This is a genomic window from Lentilactobacillus rapi DSM 19907 = JCM 15042, from assembly GCF_001436255.1.
Classification (GTDB): Bacteria; Bacillota; Bacilli; order Lactobacillales; family Lactobacillaceae; genus Lentilactobacillus; species Lentilactobacillus rapi.
This window is the reverse complement of record NZ_AZEI01000022.1, coordinates 1-23,173: the sequence shown is the minus strand read 5'-3', so window position 1 is coordinate 23,173 and position 23,173 is coordinate 1. Positions and strand designations below refer to the sequence as shown.

General features: G+C 43.8%; 22 protein-coding genes. 6 read left to right on the top strand and 16 right to left on the bottom strand.

Going from position 1 to position 23,173, the window contains the following annotated elements:
• The first annotated feature begins 5 nt into the window (after positions 1-5).
• Positions 6-770, top strand: coding sequence for a type I 3-dehydroquinate dehydratase (gene aroD / locus FD12_RS03595; protein WP_056981710.1), 765 nt, complete (start codon positions 6-8; stop codon positions 768-770).
• Between the two features lie 416 nt (positions 771-1,186).
• Here the strand turns inward: aroD and FD12_RS03590 are convergent, their stop codons facing one another.
• The 15 genes from FD12_RS03590 to FD12_RS03520 form a co-directional block, all read right to left on the bottom strand.
• Positions 1,187-2,494 carry a serine hydrolase domain-containing protein gene (locus tag FD12_RS03590; RefSeq protein WP_054747884.1) on the bottom strand — a complete coding sequence of 436 codons (1,308 nt, stop codon included), beginning with the start codon at positions 2,492-2,494 and terminating at the stop codon, positions 1,187-1,189.
• Positions 2,495-2,551: 57 nt separating this feature from the next.
• Entirely contained in the window at positions 2,552-3,808 is a 1,257-nt protein-coding gene (dltD, locus tag FD12_RS03585; protein ID WP_056981708.1) for a D-alanyl-lipoteichoic acid biosynthesis protein DltD, read from the bottom strand.
• The gene (dltC, locus tag FD12_RS03580; RefSeq protein WP_056981706.1) at positions 3,805-4,044 is read right to left on the bottom strand and encodes a D-alanine--poly(phosphoribitol) ligase subunit DltC; all 240 of its coding nucleotides are present in this window, start codon (positions 4,042-4,044) and stop codon (positions 3,805-3,807) included. Before dltC ends, dltD begins: the two co-directional genes overlap by 4 nt.
• A gap of 18 nt (positions 4,045-4,062) precedes the next feature.
• Positions 4,063-5,280, bottom strand: a complete 1,218-nt coding sequence (dltB, locus tag FD12_RS03575; RefSeq protein WP_056981704.1) for a D-alanyl-lipoteichoic acid biosynthesis protein DltB — start codon at positions 5,278-5,280, stop codon at positions 4,063-4,065.
• On the bottom strand, positions 5,277-6,803 hold the full coding sequence (gene dltA, locus FD12_RS03570) for a D-alanine--poly(phosphoribitol) ligase subunit DltA (RefSeq protein WP_056981702.1): 1,527 nt from the start codon (positions 6,801-6,803) through the stop codon (positions 5,277-5,279). Before dltA ends, dltB begins: the two co-directional genes overlap by 4 nt.
• Before the next feature lie 14 nt (positions 6,804-6,817).
• Positions 6,818-6,961 (bottom strand): teichoic acid D-Ala incorporation-associated protein DltX, encoded by a 144-nt coding sequence (locus FD12_RS03565; protein WP_056981700.1) that lies wholly within the window; start codon positions 6,959-6,961, stop codon positions 6,818-6,820.
• A gap of 20 nt (positions 6,962-6,981) precedes the next feature.
• A complete protein-coding gene (locus FD12_RS03560) occupies positions 6,982-8,178 on the bottom strand; it encodes a serine hydrolase domain-containing protein (RefSeq protein ID WP_056981698.1) in 1,197 nt (398 codons plus the stop codon).
• Positions 8,179-8,695: 517 nt separating this feature from the next.
• Positions 8,696-10,945, bottom strand: coding sequence for a DEAD/DEAH box helicase (locus FD12_RS03555; RefSeq protein ID WP_056981696.1), 2,250 nt, complete (start codon positions 10,943-10,945; stop codon positions 8,696-8,698).
• 15 nt (positions 10,946-10,960) lie between these two features.
• On the bottom strand, positions 10,961-12,295 hold the full coding sequence (locus FD12_RS03550) for an ATP-binding protein (RefSeq protein ID WP_054747865.1): 1,335 nt from the start codon (positions 12,293-12,295) through the stop codon (positions 10,961-10,963).
• A gap of 15 nt (positions 12,296-12,310) precedes the next feature.
• The gene (locus tag FD12_RS03545; RefSeq protein ID WP_225427318.1) at positions 12,311-14,152 is read right to left on the bottom strand and encodes a TerB N-terminal domain-containing protein; all 1,842 of its coding nucleotides are present in this window, start codon (positions 14,150-14,152) and stop codon (positions 12,311-12,313) included.
• A gap of 336 nt (positions 14,153-14,488) precedes the next feature.
• Positions 14,489-15,349 (bottom strand): transporter substrate-binding domain-containing protein, encoded by an 861-nt coding sequence (locus FD12_RS03540; protein ID WP_054747868.1) that lies wholly within the window; start codon positions 15,347-15,349, stop codon positions 14,489-14,491.
• A gap of 24 nt (positions 15,350-15,373) precedes the next feature.
• Positions 15,374-16,114 (bottom strand): amino acid ABC transporter ATP-binding protein, encoded by a 741-nt coding sequence (locus FD12_RS03535; RefSeq protein ID WP_054747870.1) that lies wholly within the window; start codon positions 16,112-16,114, stop codon positions 15,374-15,376.
• Positions 16,107-16,796: an amino acid ABC transporter permease gene (locus FD12_RS03530; protein ID WP_054747872.1), complete on the bottom strand. Its 690-nt coding sequence runs from the start codon at positions 16,794-16,796 to the stop codon at positions 16,107-16,109. The genes FD12_RS03535 and FD12_RS03530 overlap by 8 nt, the downstream gene beginning before the upstream one ends.
• Entirely contained in the window at positions 16,777-17,439 is a 663-nt protein-coding gene (locus tag FD12_RS03525; protein WP_054747873.1) for an amino acid ABC transporter permease, read from the bottom strand. Before FD12_RS03525 ends, FD12_RS03530 begins: the two co-directional genes overlap by 20 nt.
• 372 nt (positions 17,440-17,811) lie before the next feature.
• The gene (locus FD12_RS03520; protein WP_056981694.1) at positions 17,812-18,570 is read right to left on the bottom strand and encodes an NADPH-dependent oxidoreductase; all 759 of its coding nucleotides are present in this window, start codon (positions 18,568-18,570) and stop codon (positions 17,812-17,814) included.
• Between the two features lie 99 nt (positions 18,571-18,669).
• Here FD12_RS03520 and FD12_RS03515 point away from each other — a divergent pair, with 99 nt between their 5' ends.
• Together FD12_RS03515 and FD12_RS03510 are read left to right on the top strand one after the other, a co-directional pair.
• Positions 18,670-19,350: a VIT1/CCC1 transporter family protein gene (locus FD12_RS03515; protein ID WP_056981692.1), complete on the top strand. Its 681-nt coding sequence runs from the start codon at positions 18,670-18,672 to the stop codon at positions 19,348-19,350.
• Positions 19,351-19,491: 141 nt separating this feature from the next.
• Positions 19,492-20,196 carry a VIT1/CCC1 transporter family protein gene (locus FD12_RS03510; protein ID WP_056981690.1) on the top strand — a complete coding sequence of 235 codons (705 nt, stop codon included), beginning with the start codon at positions 19,492-19,494 and terminating at the stop codon, positions 20,194-20,196.
• A gap of 3 nt (positions 20,197-20,199) precedes the next feature.
• Here the strand turns inward: FD12_RS03510 and FD12_RS03505 are convergent, their stop codons facing one another.
• Positions 20,200-20,874 carry a matrixin family metalloprotease gene (locus FD12_RS03505; protein WP_054747875.1) on the bottom strand — a complete coding sequence of 225 codons (675 nt, stop codon included), beginning with the start codon at positions 20,872-20,874 and terminating at the stop codon, positions 20,200-20,202.
• 183 nt (positions 20,875-21,057) lie between these two features.
• Here FD12_RS03505 and FD12_RS03500 point away from each other — a divergent pair, with 183 nt between their 5' ends.
• The 3 genes from FD12_RS03500 to FD12_RS03490 all read left to right on the top strand — a co-directional run bounded on the left by FD12_RS03500 (position 21,058) and on the right by FD12_RS03490 (position 22,966).
• Complete coding sequence (locus FD12_RS03500; protein WP_054747877.1) at positions 21,058-21,756, top strand: hypothetical protein; 699 nt, start codon at positions 21,058-21,060, stop codon at positions 21,754-21,756.
• Positions 21,757-21,940: 184 nt separating this feature from the next.
• Positions 21,941-22,375 carry an Hsp20/alpha crystallin family protein gene (locus FD12_RS03495; RefSeq protein WP_054747879.1) on the top strand — a complete coding sequence of 145 codons (435 nt, stop codon included), beginning with the start codon at positions 21,941-21,943 and terminating at the stop codon, positions 22,373-22,375.
• A 156-nt stretch (positions 22,376-22,531) separates the two neighbouring features.
• Positions 22,532-22,966 (top strand): Hsp20/alpha crystallin family protein, encoded by a 435-nt coding sequence (locus FD12_RS03490; RefSeq protein ID WP_054747881.1) that lies wholly within the window; start codon positions 22,532-22,534, stop codon positions 22,964-22,966.
• The last annotated feature ends 207 nt before the right edge of the window (positions 22,967-23,173 follow it).

The following is a 23,173-nucleotide window of genomic DNA, read 5'->3' as shown; positions in this document are numbered from 1 at the left end:
AGATCATGAGCGGAAAAGTAACCGTTAAACAAACAATTTTTCAAACTGGGACAACTCAATTGGCCGTTCCAATTACAGCAACCACGGCCCAGGCAGTATTAACCGCGGCCCAAACCATTAAGGCTGCTAAGCCCGATGTCGTTGAATGGCGGCTCGACTTTTTTAAGCCGGCACTGACTGATCATTCCCTCACTCAAGCAACTGCCCTTAAACTCAGAAAACTATTAGGCAAAATCGTCTTACTGACAACTTTTCGGACAACTCATGAAGGCGGCAACCAGCCCGTTAGTGATGATGCCTACTTTCAATTATATGATTGGTTGATTCAAAATCAGTTGACCGACATGGTGGACATTGAATTGAATCACGATCCCAATCGGGTGGCGTCCCTTATTCAATCCGCCCATGACCACCATATCGTTGTGATTTTAAGCAATCATGATTTTACGGCCACCCCTGCGGAAGCTGAGCTGGTTGACCGGCTCACCCAAATGCAGGATCAGCACGCAGATATTGGTAAAATTGCCGTGATGCCGCAAAAGCCTGAAGATGTTACAACGTTATTAAAAGCAACCCGAACGGCTTCAGAACGTCTTAAGATTCCAATCATTACCATGTCAATGGGTGAGCTAGGCAAGATTACCCGAATATCTGGCCGCCAAACTGGTTCAGTCCTATCATTTGCCACAGTTGGTCAAGCGTCAGCTCCCGGACAGATTCCAATCGAAGCCTTGCGCCGGGAAATGAACACAACTGAATCAAAAAACTGATCTTGAGATTGGGAAAGGCGATTTGACGCCGGGACATCTATTAATTTTCAATCGATGATCATTCACTTAGATCACCCTAGTGATAAAAGCTACGCCAAACGGCTGATCCTTGCCATTTAACGAAAAGAACCAACTATTCCAAAATTAGGAATAATTGGTTCTTTTTCGTTAAATTCTGGGATCAAAGCGCCGATCGTCCCAGTCTCAGCCGTTTGGCGCAAGTTTTATCAATATAAGAATGGGAAACCAAGTTGCATTTATAAACACTTAGCTGACGAATGTCCTATCCTCCAGTGTAACGAAAAAGGTCCAGCTAGCAGCTGAAAATTAATCAGTTTCTAACTGGATCTAATCATAGATTGTTTTTTAATCGTTCCTGTTAGCTTTAAAAGATGCTTATCAACACTAACCTAATTTTAATAATACGTCGCAACATCATACAGCTTCTGAGTGAAGTCCTTGAAACTTGTGTTGCTAGCAAGTGGTCCCTGGTTCGTAAACGCAATGGCGAGATGATAGTTGCCAGTAGAAGCATAGTAGCCGGTATGGAAACTCGTGCCACCAAACGAGCCATTATTATACTTAATGCCGCTTCGGGTGACATATAGCCCGCCAGAGTATACCGAGCCATAACTAACCAGTTGTTGATACTGTTTTGAGGTTAATACATCCCCATCTTGAAGGCCTAAAACAAACTTATAAAAGTCATTTGGCGTGCTCAGTAAGTTCCCCGCGCCAGGGATTGCCGAAAGCCGTGGTAACGATACCGCATGAATATTGGCATAATTTGTCTTGCCATTATCGGTGTAGCCCACGGAAATCAACGCCTTGGTGTTCGGCTGATTCGCATCAACGATGACGGTATTTTTCATCCCCAGCTTATTTAGAATCCGGGTCTGCAGATTGCTGGCATAACTTTTACCTGTTACTTTGGCAATAATTCCTGCAAGCAAGATATAGTTCGCATCGCTGTAATTAAATTGGTGATTGTTAGTTGACTTCAATCGACCAACGACGCTGTTGTATGCTTGATTTTCAGTCATCTGATTGGCTGGCGTAATATCTGTATTCGTCAGTCCGGAAGTCATTGACAGCATCTGCTTGATCGTAATGTTCTTACTGTATGGGACCTTAGGATAATATTTATCCAGGGTCGTTGTCGGTGACAGCTTTGAGGAACTAATCAATTGCTGGATGATTGCCCCCGTCATGGCTTTTTGCAGTGAGGCCAACGGATAGATGACTGAACCATCCCCACTATTGGCCGTATTATGAGCCATATCGGCAAACCCATTGCTGACGGTGACCATATTCTTGCTGCCAGAAGGGGCAAGCAGCACGGTTCCGATGGCATCATATTGCTTCATCGTATCAGTCGCAATTTGTGTCAGACTAGCCGGCTTGATGCCATGGACATTCATCCAACCAATCATCTTATTGAAATAACGGAGTTGGACATATGAACCGGTCTTAGTTGTTTTGGTCTGCATCACCCGGACATAGTCGTTGTTATACTTACTCCCATTATCGTCGGCCGTTCGCGTATTCGAGCTGGTATAGTATGGGCCATAATCGTATAGTGGAAAGCCCTTAGCCCTCGTTGCCTGATTCACAATTTGAGCGTCGTATCGTTTGCTGCTGCTGCTTAGAATTGGATTATAACTAGCCTTTGCTTTGTCAGTCATAAAGCTGCCAGCCAGTAGCAGTCCAGCTAAAAAAAGCATCACATACTTAATCTTGGTTCTCAACTTTTGTCACCGTCTATTCCTATTTCTAATTATTTAATCATAATACTGTTCCCAATTTTTTGAGTAAAACCGATTATCAATGTGATAATGCGGTGGGTTCACTTGCTTGGTTAAGAATGGGTCAACTGCCCGATCAATCTTTAACCAGCCCCGCCAGCCAGGATGAATGGTATCGGTCATAAAGTAAGGCACATCGCCATCTTTTGAAAGATCAGCGATATGGTTAAATCCTTGTGATTGTAATTGATACCGAATTTTTTGATCGAATTGTTTGAGCATGGTTTGCGACAAGCCAGTATATTGCTGCCATTTTTTATTAACCGGCGGAATAATAAACAGGACATTGGTATGATCCTTGGCAAATTGACTTAAAACCAGTTCAAAATCGCCGTACTCTGGTGATTTGACATAACTTTGACCTGCTTGAAAATCTTTCAGCTGGTTAACATGCCGCTTTAGGCGCCGATTCCAGAAACGATTACTAATGCCAAAATTATTTGAGGTGGTTTGCTGCTTGCCAATTTTCCCAGCCAACTGATTAAGCTGTTGGTAATTATAATGGCTTGGCAGCTGCTTCATATTTTTGTCGATCGTTTGGGCATTGTTAAACGGAATCCGGTACCGGGAATAAATCTGATCTTCATTCAAAAGGATTCGATGTCGAACGCCGACATAGAAATACTGAAAAGAAGTGGGCTTCAAACCTGCCGCAATTCTAGCCAAAGTTGCGGAAATAATTTTGTCAGAATTACCCGAAGGCATCTGTAATAATCGATAAGCCGCATACCGATCCATCTTGGTCCCCGTTTCAGCCTCAATCCAAGTGGTTGTCTGAAGGGGGGAATAATAGAACGAAAAGGCGTTGGGGTCTTCGCCCATTGGGGTATACCACTGGGGAGAAATAAAGAAGACCGCCTTTTTGCCCTTTAGCTGGTGATTAATCGATTGCATCACAAAGAAATTGGTCAGTGATTGACTCCCCCGGGCACCGATAAGAAATGGGCGGTAGGATCTTTGATACTTATCTGCCAACACAGATGGATGAAACGGATCGAACCGCGACCACTCTGACGATCCAAAAAATGGGACGTAATGGTTCTCTAGGGCGCGCTGTTTAATTAATTGCCCCTTCAATACCTGCGGTGACAACGACGAAGCCGCATTTCTTTGAACTGTTGGATTGACATAGTTTAGACCGCTCCAAAGTGGGGACAGAAATACGACAAGCATCAATGCCGCCGCGGCAAAAATGGGCCCAAAGATCATCAAAAGCCGTTTTTTAAGGCTCATTGTTTCATTTCTTCAACTTTCGCAATGATTTTTGCCGGGGTGTCCCATTCGTTACGGTCAAATTCCGAAACTGGGGCACTAATCCCCAATTCGTCTTGAAGCTCCAGCAATAATTGAACCGTCCCCATTGAGTCAAGCAATGCACTGTCATAAAGATTTTCATCAAGGTTGTCAGAAAAGTCTTCACCTGTTAAATCATTTAAAATTGCAATTACCTTATCTTTAACATCATCCATGATTATCCACTCCTATGTCTAAAATTTACTTGGTCCAAAAAACAACGTATTCAAAAATCCGGAGAAAATCAAAAAGCTGAAGCAAACAACGTTAAACGTTAAGAAGATCGCGAACCACTCCGTGAATCGATTGTGTGGAATGACATCTTGGTGCTTTTTCTTGTATCGCAGCCAGGTATCATTGATGACTAGTGCGCAACCATGGAACAGGCCATAAGTGATATAGAACCACGTTTCACCGTGCCAGAAACCCATGATTAACATGTTGATCACGTAACACACGTTAGCGGTTGTCACCCGGCTCTTAAACACCTTGTGCTTCATGAAGAAGAATACCAACCGCATGAAAATGTAATCCCGGAACCAGAATGACAAGGTCATATGCCAGCGGTTCCAAAAATCTTTAATGTTTTTTGACTTGAACGGCTGATTAAAGTTCATCGGCGTCTTAATGCCCATTAAGTAGCTAATCCCAACGGCAAACAGACTGTAGCCGGCAAAATCAAAGAAGAGATCCAAGCTATACACATACATATAAGCAACAATGTTCCATGAAAATCCGTGAGCCAAGATTGCCCGCTGCTCAATTCCCGGCATTAAGACGGTGCCAAAAATGTAGGCCAAAATGAACTTATAGACAAACCCAGTGAAAACATAACGAACTCCAGTTTGAATCAAATTCAAATAATCGGCTCGCTTAGGAACACTGTCATAGTCGGCAAGAAAACGGCGATAGCGATCAATTGGGCCCGAGGAAATCGTTGGAAAAAATAACAAGAACTGACCAAATAAGACCGGGTGAAACTCCTTAATGATCCCATCACGCGTCTCCATGATGGTTTGAACAACTTTGAAGGTAATGTAGGAAATTCCCAGGAACCCGATAATTGATTGGCGGCCGCTTTCAATTGCCGGCGTTACCTTGACAATCACTAGTGGAACAATGGCCAAGATGACCGCCAGGACAAACGGCCAGCCCTTATTAGGCGACGCTTTTCTTTGCCGGTACTTTGAATAAACTGCTACCAAAATGACCTGATAAGCTAAATATCCAATGAGTGCAATTCCCGTCCGCCAATTTGGCCCACCGAACGTCAGTATTAGGAAGAAGAGGGAAATAATCGTTTGATACCCTCGAAATCGACGTCCATAAAGTAAGCCAATCATGAGTGGCACAATAGCAAGCGCCAACCAAATAAAGTAGGTTGGATTGCCATACGGAATGTACCATCTCATTGGGAGTTGACCTCATTAATGACCGCTTTAATGTCAATCTTCCCATTTGTACTGAGCGGCAAATTTTTGCGATAAACCAATTTCTGCGGAATCATGTACTTCATCATCATCTTGCTTAAATTCTTCTTGATCGCTGCCGTCAATTCCAAATCTGTCTTAAAGTCATTGGCTTCAGGGACAATATAAGCAATCAGCATCGAAACGGTATGCTGGGAATTGTACTTTGGTACGACGACGGCTTGTTTGATATGTTCTTCCTTACTGATGATGCCAGAAACATCCTCTAATTCGATTCGGAAACCGTTTAACTTGATTTGGAAATCCTTTCGGCCAAAATATTTCAACAGACCATTGGCGTCCATGCTGGTAATGTCTCCGGTTCGATAAGCGTTCTGACCATTAATTTTATAGAAAGCCTGAGCGTTTTTTTCAGGATTGTTAATGTAGCCCTGAGAAACACTGGTCCCATATATGACCAACTCGCCCTTAGCCCCATCGATAACTGTTTTGCCCTCATCGTCAACAACTTTGGCATGCATTTCCGGCTTCATATACCCAATCGGCAGGCGATCATAGTGGTCCAGGACTGCTTGCGTAATTTCAATTTGGGTAATCGCCACCGTTGATTCAGTTGGCCCATACGTGTTGAAGATATGGGCAGCTGGGAACCGTTTTTTGAGTGAGGCAGCCGTCTGGTGGGTCAATTCTTCGCCACAGAATAGGAAGTGAGTCAATTGAGGATAGTGCTGCTGATCAAAGGTTGATTCTAATAAGCAAATGTCCACAAATGACGGCGTGGAAACCCAGACATTCATTGGCAGGCTTCGTAGTGCCGTGAACAAAACAATAAAGTTATCCGTTGTCTTTTTAGAAAGAACGTGGAGTGTGCCCCCTTGATAGAGGGTGGGATAGAGGCTCATCACCGACAAATCAAATGAGTAAGCCGGCTGTTGAAGCATTTGTAAATTGGCTGGTAACTTGAATTCATCCCCGACCATCCAATCCACAAAGCTTTGCAAATTGTTGTAACTAATCTGCACCCCCTTGGGTACCCCAGTCGTCCCCGACGTGAAGATGATATAGAAGATCTGATCATCATGAATTTTGTGCGTCATCTTATAAGTGACCCGTTCTAAGAAGATCTGTTCCAACTCAGATTGGGAAATGACGGGAACTCCCGTCATCTTAGTTGGTAAGTCGGAAACGGCAATCACCGCAACCGGCTTGGCAATCGAATTAATCATTATCAGACGTTGCTTTGGAGAATTAACATCAACCGGAATGTAAGAATGTCCCGATTTGATCACCCCAATGAATGCCGCGATCATGTCAAATGACTTCCCACCAAATACAATGATTGGCTGATTGATCGGTAAGCCCATTGCATCGATGTGTTCAGCGAGTGCATCTGAGTAATCTTTTAGCTGCTTGTAGGTATTTTCCTGACCCATGTAGTGATAAGCAACTTTATCCCCATCATTCTTGGCATATGAATCAATTTTGTCAATTAAACTTTCAGTCATCAGTTGTCATCCTCTCAGAAATCGTTGTAAATAAATTTAGCCTGGTTGATTCCGCTGTAATCGTATAAATAAAACAAAACCAGCATAATTGCAAAGTAGATCAGGGTATTTAACAAGAATCTCACCACGGGCTTTTCCAGCCATTTTTTAAATGCCACGTAATCATCCCCCTTTATCACTAGGCTATTTTGCCATCGACTAAATCGTTAAATAAATGAACCGCCGGATCTTGAACAGGTCGAGCCGGCCGATAATTATTGGTCATCAAGACCACCCCAGTGTGACCATTTCTCGTAATCAGGATGGAAGCTTCATAACCATAGCCAACCCCGTGAGAACGGATCCCATTTGATTGGTTGTAGACACCGCCGCCGTACGTCGAAGCGCTTCCCGGCGCATGCAAGACATTGACGGCTTGCTTGGAGATCAGTCTTCCTTTCAAGATATCGCGCTCAGTTTTGAACAAATCAATTGGACTCATATAGACTTGCCCGGTTCCCAGCTCATTTTGCATCGCAGCCCGGGGTTCGATAAAGCGCTCGTCATAAGTTTGGACAACCTGGGAAGCCTTCTGGTAGCGGTAGCCTAAGGTCTTATATCGGCTGGCTGGCCATTTTTGAACAAATCCGGTTCCCCGCAAGTTGAGTGGATAGACAAACGTCTGGTAGAAGTTATGCCGATACGTTTGATGGGTCAGCTTGGAAACGATCCCGGCTAATAACACAAAGTTAATCGGTTGATAACTCCACTGCCCTAACGACTGCGCTTTGCTCAAAACGTGGCGGATCGCGTACTTCAGAACATTCTTTTCGCTGAGCAATGCCGTTGACCCATCGCTAATCATGGATAACCCTGAATTCATGTTGAGCATGCTTCTAATCGTGATCCTGTTGGCATTTGGAATTGTGGGATAAAATTTTGCCAGCTTCGTATTCAGGGAAAGTTGCTTGGCCGCGATCAACTTCATCACACAAACTGCGGTAAGCGATTTTTGAATTGACAAGATTTGGAATTGTGAATTGGCTCGATTAGGTTTTCGCGTTTCATAATCGGCATAGCCAAATCCTTTTCGGTAAATGATTTGGCCATTTCGGACCAGTAACGCCGAACCTACAAAGTGATCCCGCCGTAAGTAATTTGTTAATCGCTGGGATTGAGTTGACTGCCGCGTCTTCTTCGTTTTTGGTTGTTTAGCTGACGCAGTGCTGCTCGTGACCTTTGGGCTTTTTTGAACCTTGGTCGACCTGGGCCTGAATTTCTTTTCACTCCGTTGCGCTTGATTCTCATGATTTTGGTAACGCCAGTATGTGAAGCCTCCCGCCATTCCAACGACGATAACTGCTAACAATATGTACAAATACCCCCGTTTTTTCATTTCATCACCCCCTTATAACTAAATCATTACATTTGAATGTCATTGTCACATTTCAGTAACAATTGATCGGTTTTATTATGACTGATAGGTTGTAAATCACAAGAAATTTGACGCTTTTATTCTTCGCTTACGGAAAGCTTTAATTTCTTTTGATTTTCTTTACTTCATCTTGCTAATTCGGCTATCAGCCTGTTAATCAATTGGGAATGAATCGTAATACTGGAAATTAATTCTGTCAGGTTCGATATCGGCAGCATTTTCAAACATAGAATTGCATGGATCAGGTCTCAGAAATCGCAAATGACTAGTTGAGACCTCCGCTAAATCCAATCAATGATCATGACTTAAAACTGCGGCAAACGGCTGATCTCTGCCATTTAAGCAAAAAAAATAACGCATTCCAAAACCAGAATGCATTACTTTTTTCACTTAAATTGTCGGATCAAATTACTTTTCGTCCCAACTTCACCTGATTAACCAGGTGAAATCATTATCGTTTAAAGCTTTTATTTCATTTTTATTTTTGACCATGCACCCGCTGATAATCCGCAGCCATCTGCATCACTAACTTTTTCATTCCAGCAATATCTAAGACGCTGTCCGCAAATTCCTTCCGAACCAGTTCATCTGGCAGGTATTCATCATACTTGTCAAAGGTTGGCACTTCATTCAGAAATAGTAAGTCAAGTGACGGAAAGTCCTTACCAGCTTCTTCCTGAATAATTTGGAAGAATTCAGCCTCATCACAATCCATTGCAAACTCCATAAAATAGGGTCGTGATGAATTAAATCCGCGGAGGTTGAGCCGATCAGCACACTTGATTCGCAAGAGTCGTTCCAGGGCTAAGAATTGATAACTGCCCGTCCACGGGAAAAATGCCCACATCTTACCGCCAAGATTAATTAGCTGGTTGTCAGGTAGTCCGGCAATATTAGCCGTGTCTCGCATTTGGGTTAAGCGCGCCCGGGCGTTTCCTTGCAGGTAGCTGTATATTTGGGTCTCATTGAGGACTTTTCTCATTCGCTGGAGAATCTTAGGATGAATGTCGCCGGCAACATCCCCGAAATAAGCGGGAATCCGCCCTTTAACCTCATGACAATACACCTGATGCCTTTGCCGGTCCACATCTTCAACGACCCAGACCCGACCAGCAATGGCAATTTTGTCGCCAACTGGAGGCGGCATCACAATTGTCCCCAATTCTTCCGATTTGGAGTGCACGCTATATTCTTCATTGTCTTGGAAAACGGCATAGAACTTATAGTTATTAACGACCCGTTCGCCGGCCATCCCAACAATCAGGCCACCAGCTGGGGTACGCTCAATTTGATTTGTCTTGAGAAGATGCTGCAGCAGTATCCGGTAATCAGCTTGACTCACATTATGAAAATAGGCCAACTGTAACACCCGTGAGGCTAATTCTGCCGGGGTCATTTCGCCGCTTGAGGCAAGGGTACTCATGGTTTGATGATACAGCAAACTATATGGTAGGCGGTTGGTACGTGGTGGTTCGACCCACTTTTCTTCGAGATATAACTGGATCAGCGCGATTCCTTGAAGTAATGGCCAGGGAATCAAGTCCGGCAGCATGGCTCGTGACTCTGGGTGTTCCTCGCGCATCACAAAATGCATTTCAGGCGGATTCCCCCGCCGGCCGGTTCGGCCCATCCGTTGCAAGAATCCCGAAACGGTGAAGGGCGCATCAAGCTGAAAAGCACTTTCCAATTTGCCAATATCAATGCCTAACTCAAGGGTTGCCGTAGCACAAGTTGTCATGTTCGCGTCTTCATCTTTCATGGCATCTTCTGCCGTTTGCCGAAGGGCTGGTGACAGGTTGCCGTGATGAATCAGGAATCGATCGGGTTCATGGTTATATTCTGCGTATGAGCGCAATTCCTGGCAGACCGCTTCACATTCCTCACGACTATTAGTGAACACCAAACATTTTTTGCCCCGGGTATGTTCAAAAATATACCCAATTCCTGGATCAGCCAACTCAGGAGCCTGATCGGTTTTAGGGCCAACCAACTCAGCCGGATCAAAATTGTCAGCTGAGGCTTGGGGATCGGTTTTATAAAAATGTTCCATTGATAGCCGCCAGATTTGGCCGGTGCTATTGACCTTTGGCGCCACCGTCTGGTAATCACTGCCCGCACCCAAGAATTTGCTGGCGGCAGAAATGTTACCGATCGTGGCCGACAGCCCAATTCGCCGGGGGTGAACATCGGCCAGTTTTGAAAGCCGTTCAATCAAGCAAAACGTCTGGCCACCCCGATCACTCCGTAAAAAGGAATGGAGCTCGTCAATCACAATATATCGTAAGCCGTGAAAAAGGTGGGGAATATCCATGTGTTTGTTAATCATGAAAGATTCCAGTGATTCTGGGGTAATCTGTAAGATTCCTGATGGATGCTTTAACAACCGCCGCTTACTGGATTGGGAAACGTCCCCATGCCAGCGCCAAACATTGATACCAGTATCCTGACAAAGATCCGTTAGGCGATCGTACTGATCATTAATGAGGGCTTTAAGCGGCGCAATGTATAAACACTGAATTGAGTTTGCGGGGTGCTCCTGCAAGTCAGTTAGAATCGGAAAAAAGGCGGCCTCGGTTTTCCCTGAAGCGGTGGCAGAAGACAGCAAAACATTATGATCGGTGTTGAACAATTCCTCTGCTGCGGCTACCTGGATGGCCCGCAAATTCTGCCAGCCATGATTGTAGATATAATCCTGAATGAAAGGCGCATATCTTGAAAAGACGTCCATAGCGGTCCTCCTTAATTAAATAGTGAATTCGGTGTAATCCTTATCCTTTTTATCAGAAACCGCGTCAGATTTGTGATAGTCAAAATCACTTGATGACAGCAACTTTTCCACCGTGGTATCGGGATTCTGCCAAACAATATCTAAGAGTTCGATAAAGTCTCGGATGACTTCCCGAGGGGTGATATTCGTGTCGGCCCCAATTCTGGCATATTCAATCTTGATGAATTTAGCCAAATCCGCCTCGGTAATGGTGCGCTGATAGCCATACAATCCCGCATGCATATTTGCCAGTTTTTCAACGAGCACGAGCATTTCTTCAGCCGTTAACGGTTCCAACTTGATCACCGGCGCGTACATATCACGAGCACCAGCCGTTGCAAATTTGCCTTCGGTTAACCGGGAATGGAGCGCTTCATAACTATAGACACCCCGACGGCGATCCTCAACTGCTTGCGGGGTCCCGCCCATGAGGATTCCTAAATACTTGGCCTTACCTTGCAGCGTGTCATTGTACATCGTCAAAATCTTTTCGTAATTATATTGGCGGCTAATGCTGTTGGGAATCTTATAAATATTAACCAATTCGTCAATCATGATGATCAAGCCGGCATACCCAGCCTGTCTGAAAAACGATGCAAATAATTTTAAATATTCGTACCAGTCATCATCGGAAATAATGACGCTCACACCCAGTTCCTGTTTAGCTTCAGTCTTGTGGGTATATTCGCCTCGGAACCACTTGATGACCTTTGCCTTCGTCTCGTCATCGCCTTCAAGATAAGCGTGATAGTACATGTTTAATAGTTTAGCAAAGTCAAAGCCGTGAACCAGTTCACTCAAAGACGAAATAATCGAATAAATTTTCTTGTCAACCGCAGCGGCAAACTTTGGGTCGTCAACTGCCAGTCCGCTTTCACTGGCAACATTACTTTGGACTGAACTAATCCAGCGGTCTAAGACCAGAGTGAGGGCGCCGCCTTCTGGCCGGGTCTTGGTTGCCAAATTTTGAATCAATTCCCGATACAATGCCAGCCCTTGTCCCTTTGTTCCCTGCAAGCGCCGTTCTGGTGATAAATCACCATCAACGACGACAAAGTTCTTATCCATGACGTAGTTGCGCATGGTTTGCAGCAGAAAGCTTTTACCTGAGCCGTAGCGGCCGACGATAAAATGAAAGGAAGCGCCACCTTCAGAAACGACATCAACATCGTGGAGCAGGGCTTCAATTTCTGCTTTTCGGCCGACAGTCACGTATGGCAAGCCAATTCTTGGAACCACGCCACCTTTGAGGGAATTTAAGACTGTTTGAGCAATCCGCTTTGGGACCCGTCTCTTCTTGATATCTGCCACGATACATCCACTCCTTTACGATAAAAATAATTGTTCCAAATCCTGACGATAATCTTCAACGATAACCGGCTGATTATCAGCATTAAATTCAATGACTGTATCGCCAATTTCATCTAAAAGCTTTTCATTAATTTGATCGACCAAAACAGAAGTCATCAGATGATGATCGTGTAGGTACTGCTGCCAAGGTTGCCCTTTTAACAGCGCAACGACCAGCATTGTTTCATCAGCGTTTAACAATGACTGATCGGAATCAACCGGCTTATCTGTTGGATCTTGCGAAACTGGTTCTTTCGGAGATGGTGCTGACACTGGTTCCTTCTCATCTTCGGTTAACAAGCTTTCACGAGTTTGTGAGGCATCCTTTCGAATTTGGTCGAGATTGGCCAGATTGATGTTCACCTTCGGACGGCGTTTCTCTGCTTGAATTCGCTGATAGGACCTAATGCCATCCATGATTGCTCGTTGCAAAAGCGAACTCAGTTGCCGGGGCTTAAGTGGGTGGCCCAAGTGAAATGCCTGTCGGACTAAGCGATCCACTTCATGGAGCAGGGTGTTGAGCTCTTTTTCCTGACGCTTGACTGGATAGTAACGCAGGGAGCTACACGTTTGGGACCCCAAGTGATAAATATGCTCGGCATCAACCTGATACACTTTGAGCCGTGGGGCTTTTCTAAAGTAAAACACGGCACTTGTGAAATACGTATGAGATGTTGGCACTCGACTCGCAATTGTCTCGGCAAAGTAATCAAACTGGTTGGTCTGCTTGAGGGCGAGAATTTGCTGCCAAACGATTTTTAACAGTTCAGCGAATTGTTTCGGTGATTTTTTCAGCAATAGACACGACTTAAGATACGTCGAATGGGCCTTAAAAACTTCTAGGAGTTGCTCGGGCGAAAAGTCGGCTGGATGCAGTAGGATATGGTAATCCCTATCAATCCCCAATCTTTTTGCAAAGACAATCTGGGCCTTTTGCTGATCCAGCCCATAATATAGCACATAGTCGCATAGCCATTGATCGAGCAAATCACGCATTCGGCTATGATAACTTGGCGCACACTGATCACGAAAAGCCATGAGTTTCGTGTAGCTTTCCGTGGGTGAAGCCACCCCAATATTGTTTAAAAGCTCATAAATGTAGAGATAAGCGTATGAGGTGCTGCTGACAGTGAAGTTGCCTTGGCGAAGTTGCGTCCGCCACGTAAAATACGTTCGTAGTTGATGGATTGTCAGGTCATGGTAGACTGGAAAGTAGCGTTTCAATTCATAGGTTGCATTGTACTGGTCATCGTAATCCGCCATCATCTGGCCTTGCTTGTAAAAATTATAAGCAACAATTTGAGATGATGGGACGCTATAATCATATGATTGAATCATCTTTTGAATCGGAGCCGGTGCATCCGGTACATGACTGTTTCTCTGCTCTCGTGTCTGTTTAGCAGCACCAACTGGTAACTGGATTTGCTGGGCACGATACTGGGGGTTGCCCTTGTCATCAGGAGGCAGGTAAATTGACTGTTCTTGGGATGGAAGGTTTGGATTTGGTGGGAAATGTTTAAGCGAATAGTTCAACACTTTTTGGAGCATTAGTTCATTAATCGCCTTTAGAGAAACCCCGACCCATCTCTGGTTCTTTGTGAATTTAGGCGCCGAAAAGTGAGGTAAGTGTTGCACGATAACCCTGAGGTTGCCGCAATAGACGTCTATATTTGCCGGGTCAGCCTGACTGGCAATCACAAAGGGACGCTTTGAAGTTGGGTGGATAAGGACTTTAATATTTGGAGATGATTCGGCGGCTGAAACAAATTTCAAGCCATAATAGTTAGCAACCAAATCATTCATTTCTTGCCAGTTCAACTATAACACCCCATTTTTTTCCAAACGTCATTCTAACTAAATTCTATCCTATCACGGGACGCAATGGTCAAGAAATAGTCTGCTCCCATTAAAAATGGTGAGCTCAACTCACTTGTTGTACTCACGGGAAACATTGATTGACAGTGCAAATAGTGTCTGATGCAATCTAAGATGAGTCAGCAAATTGTATTTTAACCATTTTTATTTTGATAAAACTTGCGCCAAACGCCTAATTACGGAGATTTAAGCAAAACAAGCAGTGCATCCAAAAACCAGATGCACTGCTTGTTTCACTTAAATGATGGTTTCCAACCGCCATTGCCAGCCCACTTTCAACTACTTAGTTGGCAGGACAATATCAGATGGTTTAACTTCTTTACCGAAGTAAGGCTTCAATTGTTGGTTGTAATCTTTAACAAAGAATCCTTGTTTCGTTAATTTGTTAATTTCTTTGTTGGTCCAATTGAGTAAAGATTTGTTACCCTTTTTGACTGCTGGTGAAATATAAGATTTAGGTCCAATACTCTTGATTCCAACCGTGTACTTAGGATTATCCTTCGACCATGCGTACAGATATGAATTGTCATCAGCTAAGGCAGCCCCCCGGCCATTCTTCAGTGCATTAAATTGTTGGGTCTTGGAATCAAATTTCAACAACTTTGTATTTGGTTGCTTAGTTGTGAAGTAAGTTTCCGCTGTGGTTCCCTTAGTCACAATCACGTTCTTGCCTTTCAACTGGCTGGCGCTGGTGATTGGCTTACTCTTAGGAGAAACCACCCCAACGGAAACCTTCATGTATGGTTTGGCAAAATCGATCACTTGTTTCCGTTCTGGGGTAACCGTAAAGTTCGCAAGGACCAAATCAACCTTGTTGGAGTTCAATGCATCAACCCGGTTGTTGGCGTTCACTTGAACAAACTTCACCTTCACACCCAAGTCTTTGGCAACTTGGTGAGCCAAGGTCACATCGTAACCAACCCGCTTGCCATCTTGGTTAACCCAGCCGTATGGTGGCAGATCGCCAAAGACGGCGATTCGAATTGTCCCGTTCTTTTTAATCTGTTTAACAGAACTTGGATTGTTACTACTGCTCGAGCTAGACTTCTTTGAGCTGTTGCCACACCCGGTAAGCACCAATAATAGGGCTGCAAACACACTCACGATAGCAATTAATCTTGCGAATGATTTCTTCTTCATAAATTTAATCCTCCTCAATTTTCCTTAAAAATCCATACTGTCTAAAAATTCTTGGGCGCGATCAGTTTGCGGTTTGGCGAAAAACTGTTTAGATGGCGTTTGCTCTAGAATCTTACCATTTTCCAAGAATAAGACCCGATCGGCGATTTCTTGAGCAAAGTTCATCTCATGAGTCACCACAATCATTGTCATGTTATCCGTTTCTGCCAAATCCTTAATAATGTTCAAAACCCCGCGAACCATTTCTGGATCAAGTGATGCGGTGACTTCATCAAACAACATAAAGTCAGGGTGCAAGGCCAATGCCCGCACAATCGCAATTCGTTGTTTCTGACCACCGGACAGCATCCGTGGATATGCGTCAGCGTAATCCTCCAACCCAACTCGTTGTAAGAGTTGAATGGCCTCTGCTCTGGCCGCATCCGCGCTTTGCTTTTGCACCTTCGTGGGTCCCAGCATAATGTTGTCAATCACCGTCAAATTAGGGAATAGGTCATAACTTTGAAACACCATGCCAATCTTTTGACGGATCTGTTGCCAGTTCTTTTCGGTGGGATCAACCTGTTGGTCCTCAAACGTGATCGTCCCCTTTTGATAGGGCTCCAATCCGTTCAAGCAGCGAATCAACGTGCTTTTCCCGGATCCTGAAGGTCCAAGCAACGTGACCACTTCGCCCTTGGCAACCGAAAAATTAATATCATACAAAACATGTCGCTTCTGATAATACTTCTCCAAATGTTCAACTTGTAAAATCTGATCAGCCATTTGTTCGCTCCAATCTCCTTTTTTCTAGTCGTTTAGCCCACCAAGACAATGGATAATCGATCAAGAAATAAAATAGAAAGATCAATCCGTATACCCAGAAGACGCCCGTCGGATGCGTGTGATTATTGGCTTCAATGATCTGTTGGCCAATGTTAATCACGTCCATCACAGAAATCAACATCAGAAGAGAGGTTGTCTTGATTACTCGGGTTGCCAAATTGATGGTAGCGGGAATTTCAAGGGTGATCGCTTGGGGAATCAGCACGTAACGGTACAACTGATAGCGATTCAACCCAATCGCCAAGCCAGACTCACGTTGATGTTTTGGAACCGAAATGAGTGCCCCACGGACAATGTCACTCATTTCAGCGCCGACCCAGAGGGCAAACACTAACGTGGCGATCTGATCGGCCGGAAGATTAAAGTTCAACTGTTTTGGCAATATATAATAGAAAAGAAAGAGTAACACAACGGTTGGCACAATCCGGAAGAACTCCAGATAAAGCCGCAAAATCAACCTGAGCAGCCGATTTTTGAAGGTTCTCAATACACCCAGGACAATGCCCAATATGAGTCCCAAGATGAGGGCAACTCCTGCAATTTTAACCGTTACCCAAAGTCCGCCAAGCAATCGAGTGAAATTGGTTCCTTCAAATAACACACTAATTCCCGAATGATCCATAGCGAACCCTCTTTTCTAATAACGTCAAAATAGCAGACAGCGGAATCAAGATGATGGCATAAGCGACAACCAGAACAAACAAATACTCATTTGAACGATAGTACATCCCGATCAAATCAAGCGCGGTGTTGGTGAGTTCCGGAATGGCAATCACAGTAAAAATCGACGTTTCCTTAATCAGGAAGATCACATTAGCTGCCATGGCCGGCACACTTAATGAGAAGCCCTGGGGAAAAACAACGTATCTGGCTAACTGCCAGCGGCTCAGTCCAATCGCTTTGCCGGATTCAAGCTGCCCCTTAGAAACACCATTAAAGCCACCAGTAAATCCTTCGGCCATGTAACTGCCACCAAGAAAGATCAAGCCGATGATCCCACAAAGTTGGGCACTGAATTTAATGCCGATGACCGGAAATGCATAATACAGGAAAAATAGCTGAATTAGTAATGGCGTGTTCCGGGAGATTTCGACGTACACCGTGGCAATCTGGTGAAATATGGGAACTTTGAAATATTGCAGCAGACTACAGATCAAGCCAACCAAAATTGATCCAATTATTCCAATAAATGATAACCACAACGTCAACACAAAGCCTTTTTCAAACATTGGCAAACTTTGCTGGATAATACCCCAGCTCGTCATCTGCAATCATCTCCCTTGTAAAATTTTGTTTTTGTCGAATTGACAGCGATAAAAACGTCCCTGTAAATCTGACCGTAGCCAAATTACAGGGACGTTTTACCGTGGTTCCACCCTTGTTCATATTCGAAACGCATTCGAATACCTCATTAGATGTTTATATTGCTTCATCAAGCTTGATTTGACTCCGAGCGCACTTTCAATCACGCTGATCCACCCTTTCACCCACGATGGTCGCTAATCAATTCAGCAATAATCTACTCTTCTCATCAATGTCAAATTTAAACAAAAGACTGTCAATCGATTATTAATAAATGTAAGGTTTCTAAAGGAAAATGTCAACCATTTTTACTAATTAAATGATAGTTCTTCTCACTAATCAAGTAGGAACCCCTGACGCTTGATGGTTGCCAGCAATTCTTTTCGAACCTCATGACTTCTGCCAAGTTCCGCCACAATGTGATGGCTAAATGATTCGATCCGGCCATTAGAACTGCGACTGCCATAATATTTGGCAACATCAGCGTCATATTCAGCTAATTGCTCGTCGAAGTCTGTTGGAAGCTTATAGCTGTCATCAAAGTGCATTTCAGCTTGGGGCAGCCGCGGCTTGGTTTCTGGTTGATCGGCTGGATAACCAATTGCCAGGCCCAATAACGGAAAGGTCAACTCCGGCAGATCAAGCAAATCGATCACCCGCTTAGAATCGTTTAGGATACTGCCCATAATCGTGCCACCAAGCCCCATGCTTTCAGCTGCTACCATTATATTTTGAGTGGCAATTGCGGCGTCAAATACGCTCGCTAAGAATTTGTCAGTCGTATGTAAAATGTAGGGATCCGTGTCATGAGCCTTCGCAATTTGCAAGTTACGATATTGATCGGCCACCATCACGAAAAAATGACCGCTGTTCACCAGCCAGTGGTGGCCGGTAATGTCAGCCAACTGGGCTTTAACATCCGGATCCGTGATGCTCACAATCGAATATTGCTGGGAAAATGTGCTGGTTGAAGCATGCTGGGCGGCCTCAATCAGTGTTTGGACTTGTTCCTTGGTTAAAGGCTTGTCTTGAAAGTGACGAATGCTGGTGTGATTCAATAACTGGTCTAAAATAACGTTGGTCAATAAAGCCATCTCCGATCCGCATTTTGAATTTACATTTACTGAGTTTAGGTTTACAATAATTGGTATCAAGTAATAATGATTACAAACTATAGAAGTGGTGCATTGAATATGGAAAAGAAACAATCGCTTGCTCAAAAAATTAACGTGATGCGAGCGTCTGTCATGGGCGCCAACGATGGTATCGTATCCGTCGCGGGAATCGTTTTAGGGGTTGCCGCAGCGACAAGTAATAACTTTGCAATTTTTATTTCAGGTATTTCTGGGATGCTTGCCGGAACTGTTTCGATGGCAATGGGGGAATTTGTATCTGTCAATACTCAGAAGGACTCCGAAAAAAATGCCATCAGTATCCAAAAACAGGCATTAGCTGATTCATACGATACTGAGTTTAACACAGTCAAGCAGAAATTGGTCACGGATGGGATCTCCGATGAGCTAGCCCATCAAGCAACAAAAGAAATGATGGATCGTGATCCAATCAAAACAACGGTCCGCCAAAAGTATGGCTTTAACGTTGGCGAGTATACCAACCCACTTTCAGCTGCCATCGCATCAATGATTTCATTTCCAACCGGATCAATTTTACCACTTGTCGCCATTACGATGTTTCCAAGTTCAATTAGAATTGAAGCAACCTTTGTGGCCGTTTTGATTGCCCTGGCGATCACCGGGTATACAGCGGCTAAGTTGGGAAATTCAAATAAATTTCACGGCGTGGTGCGAAACGTGATTTCTGGAACGCTAACCATGTTGGTCACGTTCATCATCGGAACCTTAATTGGTAGCTAACTTCGTATGAAGACAGCTCCGGATGCTAGGAACCTACACGTTAGCTCCTCAATCCCCAGAACAGGAATCAATTGACGACACTCATGCATTAGTTTCTAAGCGTTTTACTTTATTCACTATAAATCCGTGGAGGCATTTTCCATGACAATTATTCACTCTAAAAAGAAAAAAGACACCCAAACAATGGATGAAAAGCTCAACACATTGCGAGCCGGTGTTTTGGGATCAAATGACGGAATTCTGACGGTTGTCGGGGTTCTGTTTAGTGTTGCCGTTGCAACCACCAATCAATTTACTATCTTCATAGCCGGACTTTCGGATTTGCTTGCCTGCGCCTTCTCAATGGCATCAGGAGAATATGCTTCCGTTAGTACGCAAAAAGATACTGAAGAGTCGGTTGTCGAAACTGAGAAGAAATTATTAAAGACCAATTATGAACAGGAACTCCGCGTTGTTTCAGATTATTACATCGATGAAGGCGTCACTAAAGAGACCGCAACCAAAATTGCCAACGACCTGATGGCCAAAAAGCCCCTTGAAACCATCGTGAATATTAAATATGGGCTGCAGCTCGGCCACTACATGAATCCCTGGAACGCTGCTTTTTCATCACTCTTTTCAGCCTCAGCTGGTGGGATTTTCCCATTGGTTGCCATGACCCTTTCGCCGGTCGCTTATCAATGGCCCGCAACCATTCTAGCGGTCTGCCTTTCAGTCGCCTTAACTGGTTATCTAAGTGCCCGACTGGGTAACGGTCTTGTTAAAACTGCCATTATTCGAAATGTCATCGTCGGCATTATCACGATGATCATTCACTATTCATTAGGAATGTTACTTCAAGCGTAGTGCCTATTTCGGAACGCCCGCGTAGAGCTGAGCCAAATGATTGGCATCAACTTGCGGAATTTGATTATACAATGTTGGGGCAGCTTCCTGCATGATCGAATGGTTATTTTGACTATGACCCAATCCCAAGTCATGGCCAAGTTCATGCATGGCAACGCTGGCTTGCTGGTTAACGGTCGTATAATTCATCCGGGTCATTGCCTCAGTTATCAGGTAACTTTCATTATAACCGGCAAATAACGGCGCCCCAGAATCGCTAAACCGTTGAGTGGTGTAGCCCATCACCACTCCCTCAGAAGCAGCCCAACCGTCCGTTTCTCCCTTGTAATTTACTTTGGTACCAAGGATAATTTCGGCGTCACTTTCATGATGCGTTGGAATTAGCTGAACAACTTTCACATCGTTCCAAGCAGCGACAGCTTTTCGCCACACTTTAGCGTAGTGACGGGAAGTTGTCGTTTTAATATAATAAGGGATCTGAGTAGTGGGCCAGTGATAATCCTTTTGGGGGCTGTACGACGGCTTTGGATCGGTATCCGGATTTTCGATCGGCGTCGTGGATTGGTGGATGGTTCCAGGCGCCAGACTCACATTAAACGCCCAAATCACGCCGATAACGGAAAGAATGACAAGCAGTCCTTTAACAATTTGAATCCAGAATCTTTTTAAATGGGTCAACGTTTTTCTCCCCCCCTCAGTTATCATTGCATGATAATAGCCAAACTTTCAGATTATCTATTTGCGGCTATTGATTAAACTATTGTATAGTTATGTTAGATCGAATTAGCGAATTTAGTAACATTTTGGCTCATCCAACATCATCGCTTGGATCAGCTCACTTCAGGGAAAGAGGAATAGTTCATGAATAAAGCTTTTAAATTGATTACCGCAACAGTCGCCACGGCAGCCGTATCGTTTGGATTGGCATTGGCCGGTTCAACCCCCGCCACAACCGCACACGCAGCCAATACATTTGCCAGTTCTGAAATTAGCGGTCCCAGCGGTTATTTCTACAATTCAAAAATCGGGGTTGCCTTCCACTGGAAGAATATCAAAACCAGCAACGGGGTGCAAACAATGATGATTATTGGCGACTTCAAGACACCCAAATTTACAACGGGGATCCCAGTTGGCAACAAGATCAGCAAAAACAAACGAACCTTCACTGCCAACTATCGTCAAATCACCAGCAAAAGTAAACTAACCAAGACGACTTACAGTTTTAATCTCTACAAATTAAGTACCAACAAATATCAGGTTAAGATTTCTAAGTCAGGTAATGGGCAATTGCCAAGCAATAAAGGAAAGAAGTATACCTTCTACCAAACAAAAAAGAGCCCTGCCAATTCACTTGCCAACAAGTTTTCTCGACCAGCACTGGAAAAAGAATTCAAGCAGCAATATGATCAAAATCTGCAACAAGCTTACCAAAAAGCAAAAGCTGAAGGTAAAAACGTTAAGGACCCTGCAACAGATCCTGCAGTTCAAAAACAGGAACAAGAAGCCATTCAAACCAATACTGATAAGTATATCAAGCAGTTGGTAAAGGCCTTTAGATAGTCACAATTGCCAGCAAAAAATGTCAGTTTTAGCACTCTTAACTTTCGAGTGCTAAATGCTGGCATTTTTTTGTCAGGTGATTACTATAGAAGATGAAAGGTAAAGAGGAACGAAAAAGCGTGATTCAAAAAGATCGTTTCCCAGTACCTTGAATATTAATTCCGATAATAAGGAGATTGGTATTATGGCAAATGAATTAATGAATCGTTTTGATTTGGATCCGTTCTTTGATCGTATGGCACATCGTTTCTTCAGCCCAAGTGATTTTGACAAGGATTACAGTGATTTCGGTAACCTCAAGACTGATATTAAAGAAACCGACAAGGATTATTCGTTGAAGGTTGATGTCCCAGGAATTGATAAGAATAACATTCGTTTGGCTTATCAAGATGGTGTTTTATCACTCAACATTAATCAAGAGCACTCAACCGAACAAAAAGATGAGAGTGGCCGGGTAATTGCAAGTGAACGTAGTCATGGCGTTATGTCACGGAGCTATCAATTGCCTGGCGTTGACAAGGATAACATTTCAGCCCAAGTTAGCGATGGTGTCTTGAATGTTACTTTGCCAAAGTTAACCAATAGTGATCAAGATAATGGTAATATCGAGATTCAATAATTACTAAACAGCTGTTAATTAGGTGTGGGTGGTTGTTTATTTGGGTCATCGTTTTTGAAACTTTTTAAAAAGCTTTGTGTTTTGGGGGAACGAGAGCGATTCTCGCTTCACCACCTTTGACGCTTGTTAATTCATGCAACAAAGGAGATTGGTATTATGGCAAATGAATTAATGAATCGTTTCAATGTGGATCCGTTCTTTGATCAAATGGCACGTCGTTTCTTCAGTCCTTCTGATGTAGACAATGATTACATGGTTCAAGGTAACCTGAAGACCGATATCACCGAAAATGACAAGGATTACACTTTGAAGGTTGATGTACCAGGCATTGATAAGAAGAATATCCACTTGGTATATCAAAACGACAATTTGGCATTGAGCATCGACCAAGCCCAAGAATCCGAAAAGAAGGATGAACAAGGCCGCGTAATTGCCAGCGAACGTAGTCATGGCGTCATGTCAAGAACATATGAGTTACCTGGTGTTGATCGTGATAACATTTCAGCCCAAGTTAACGATGGTGTCTTGACAGTCACATTGCCAAAGGCTGCTGAAAGCGAGGATAGCAATAACCAAATTGAGATTCAATAATTAATTGACCATAACTATTAGGCCTAAAAAAGCAAACCAATTCGGAGACGTTTCTGAATTGGTTTGCTTTTTTGTTATGGGATTGTGGCTTTTGGGGCTCGACTTGGCTTCATAGTTGAATGACTCCCCAAAGCAGAAGCTTGCATATAAGTGTAAAAGGCACCCGTAAAATGTAGGAAAACGGCAGGTTAGAACTGTTGGTTTTCC

Bases quoted from the DNA above. Each gene is read 5' to 3' on its own strand.
- aroD (WP_056981710.1), top strand. From the start codon at position 6: ATGAGCGGAAAAGTAACCGTTAAACAAACAATTTTTCAAACTGGGACA.
- FD12_RS03590 (WP_054747884.1), bottom strand. From the start codon at position 2,494: ATGCTTTTTTTAGCTGGACTGCTACTGGCTGGCAGCTTTATGACTGAC.
- dltD (WP_056981708.1), bottom strand. From the start codon at position 3,808: ATGAGCCTTAAAAAACGGCTTTTGATGATCTTTGGGCCCATTTTTGCC.
- dltC (WP_056981706.1), bottom strand. From the start codon at position 4,044: ATGGATGATGTTAAAGATAAGGTAATTGCAATTTTAAATGATTTAACA.
- dltB (WP_056981704.1), bottom strand. From the start codon at position 5,280: ATGAGATGGTACATTCCGTATGGCAATCCAACCTACTTTATTTGGTTG.
- dltA (WP_056981702.1), bottom strand. From the start codon at position 6,803: ATGACTGAAAGTTTAATTGACAAAATTGATTCATATGCCAAGAATGAT.
- FD12_RS03560 (WP_056981698.1), bottom strand. From the start codon at position 8,178: ATGAAAAAACGGGGGTATTTGTACATATTGTTAGCAGTTATCGTCGTT.
- FD12_RS03555 (WP_056981696.1), bottom strand. From the start codon at position 10,945: ATGGACGTCTTTTCAAGATATGCGCCTTTCATTCAGGATTATATCTAC.
- FD12_RS03540 (WP_054747868.1), bottom strand. From the start codon at position 15,349: ATGAAGAAGAAATCATTCGCAAGATTAATTGCTATCGTGAGTGTGTTT.
- FD12_RS03535 (WP_054747870.1), bottom strand. From the start codon at position 16,114: ATGGCTGATCAGATTTTACAAGTTGAACATTTGGAGAAGTATTATCAG.
- FD12_RS03530 (WP_054747872.1), bottom strand. From the start codon at position 16,796: ATGGATCATTCGGGAATTAGTGTGTTATTTGAAGGAACCAATTTCACT.
- FD12_RS03525 (WP_054747873.1), bottom strand. From the start codon at position 17,439: ATGACGAGCTGGGGTATTATCCAGCAAAGTTTGCCAATGTTTGAAAAA.
- FD12_RS03520 (WP_056981694.1), bottom strand. From the start codon at position 18,570: ATGGCTTTATTGACCAACGTTATTTTAGACCAGTTATTGAATCACACC.
- FD12_RS03515 (WP_056981692.1), top strand. From the start codon at position 18,670: ATGGAAAAGAAACAATCGCTTGCTCAAAAAATTAACGTGATGCGAGCG.
- FD12_RS03510 (WP_056981690.1), top strand. From the start codon at position 19,492: ATGACAATTATTCACTCTAAAAAGAAAAAAGACACCCAAACAATGGAT.
- FD12_RS03500 (WP_054747877.1), top strand. From the start codon at position 21,058: ATGAATAAAGCTTTTAAATTGATTACCGCAACAGTCGCCACGGCAGCC.
- FD12_RS03495 (WP_054747879.1), top strand. From the start codon at position 21,941: ATGGCAAATGAATTAATGAATCGTTTTGATTTGGATCCGTTCTTTGAT.
- FD12_RS03490 (WP_054747881.1), top strand. From the start codon at position 22,532: ATGGCAAATGAATTAATGAATCGTTTCAATGTGGATCCGTTCTTTGAT.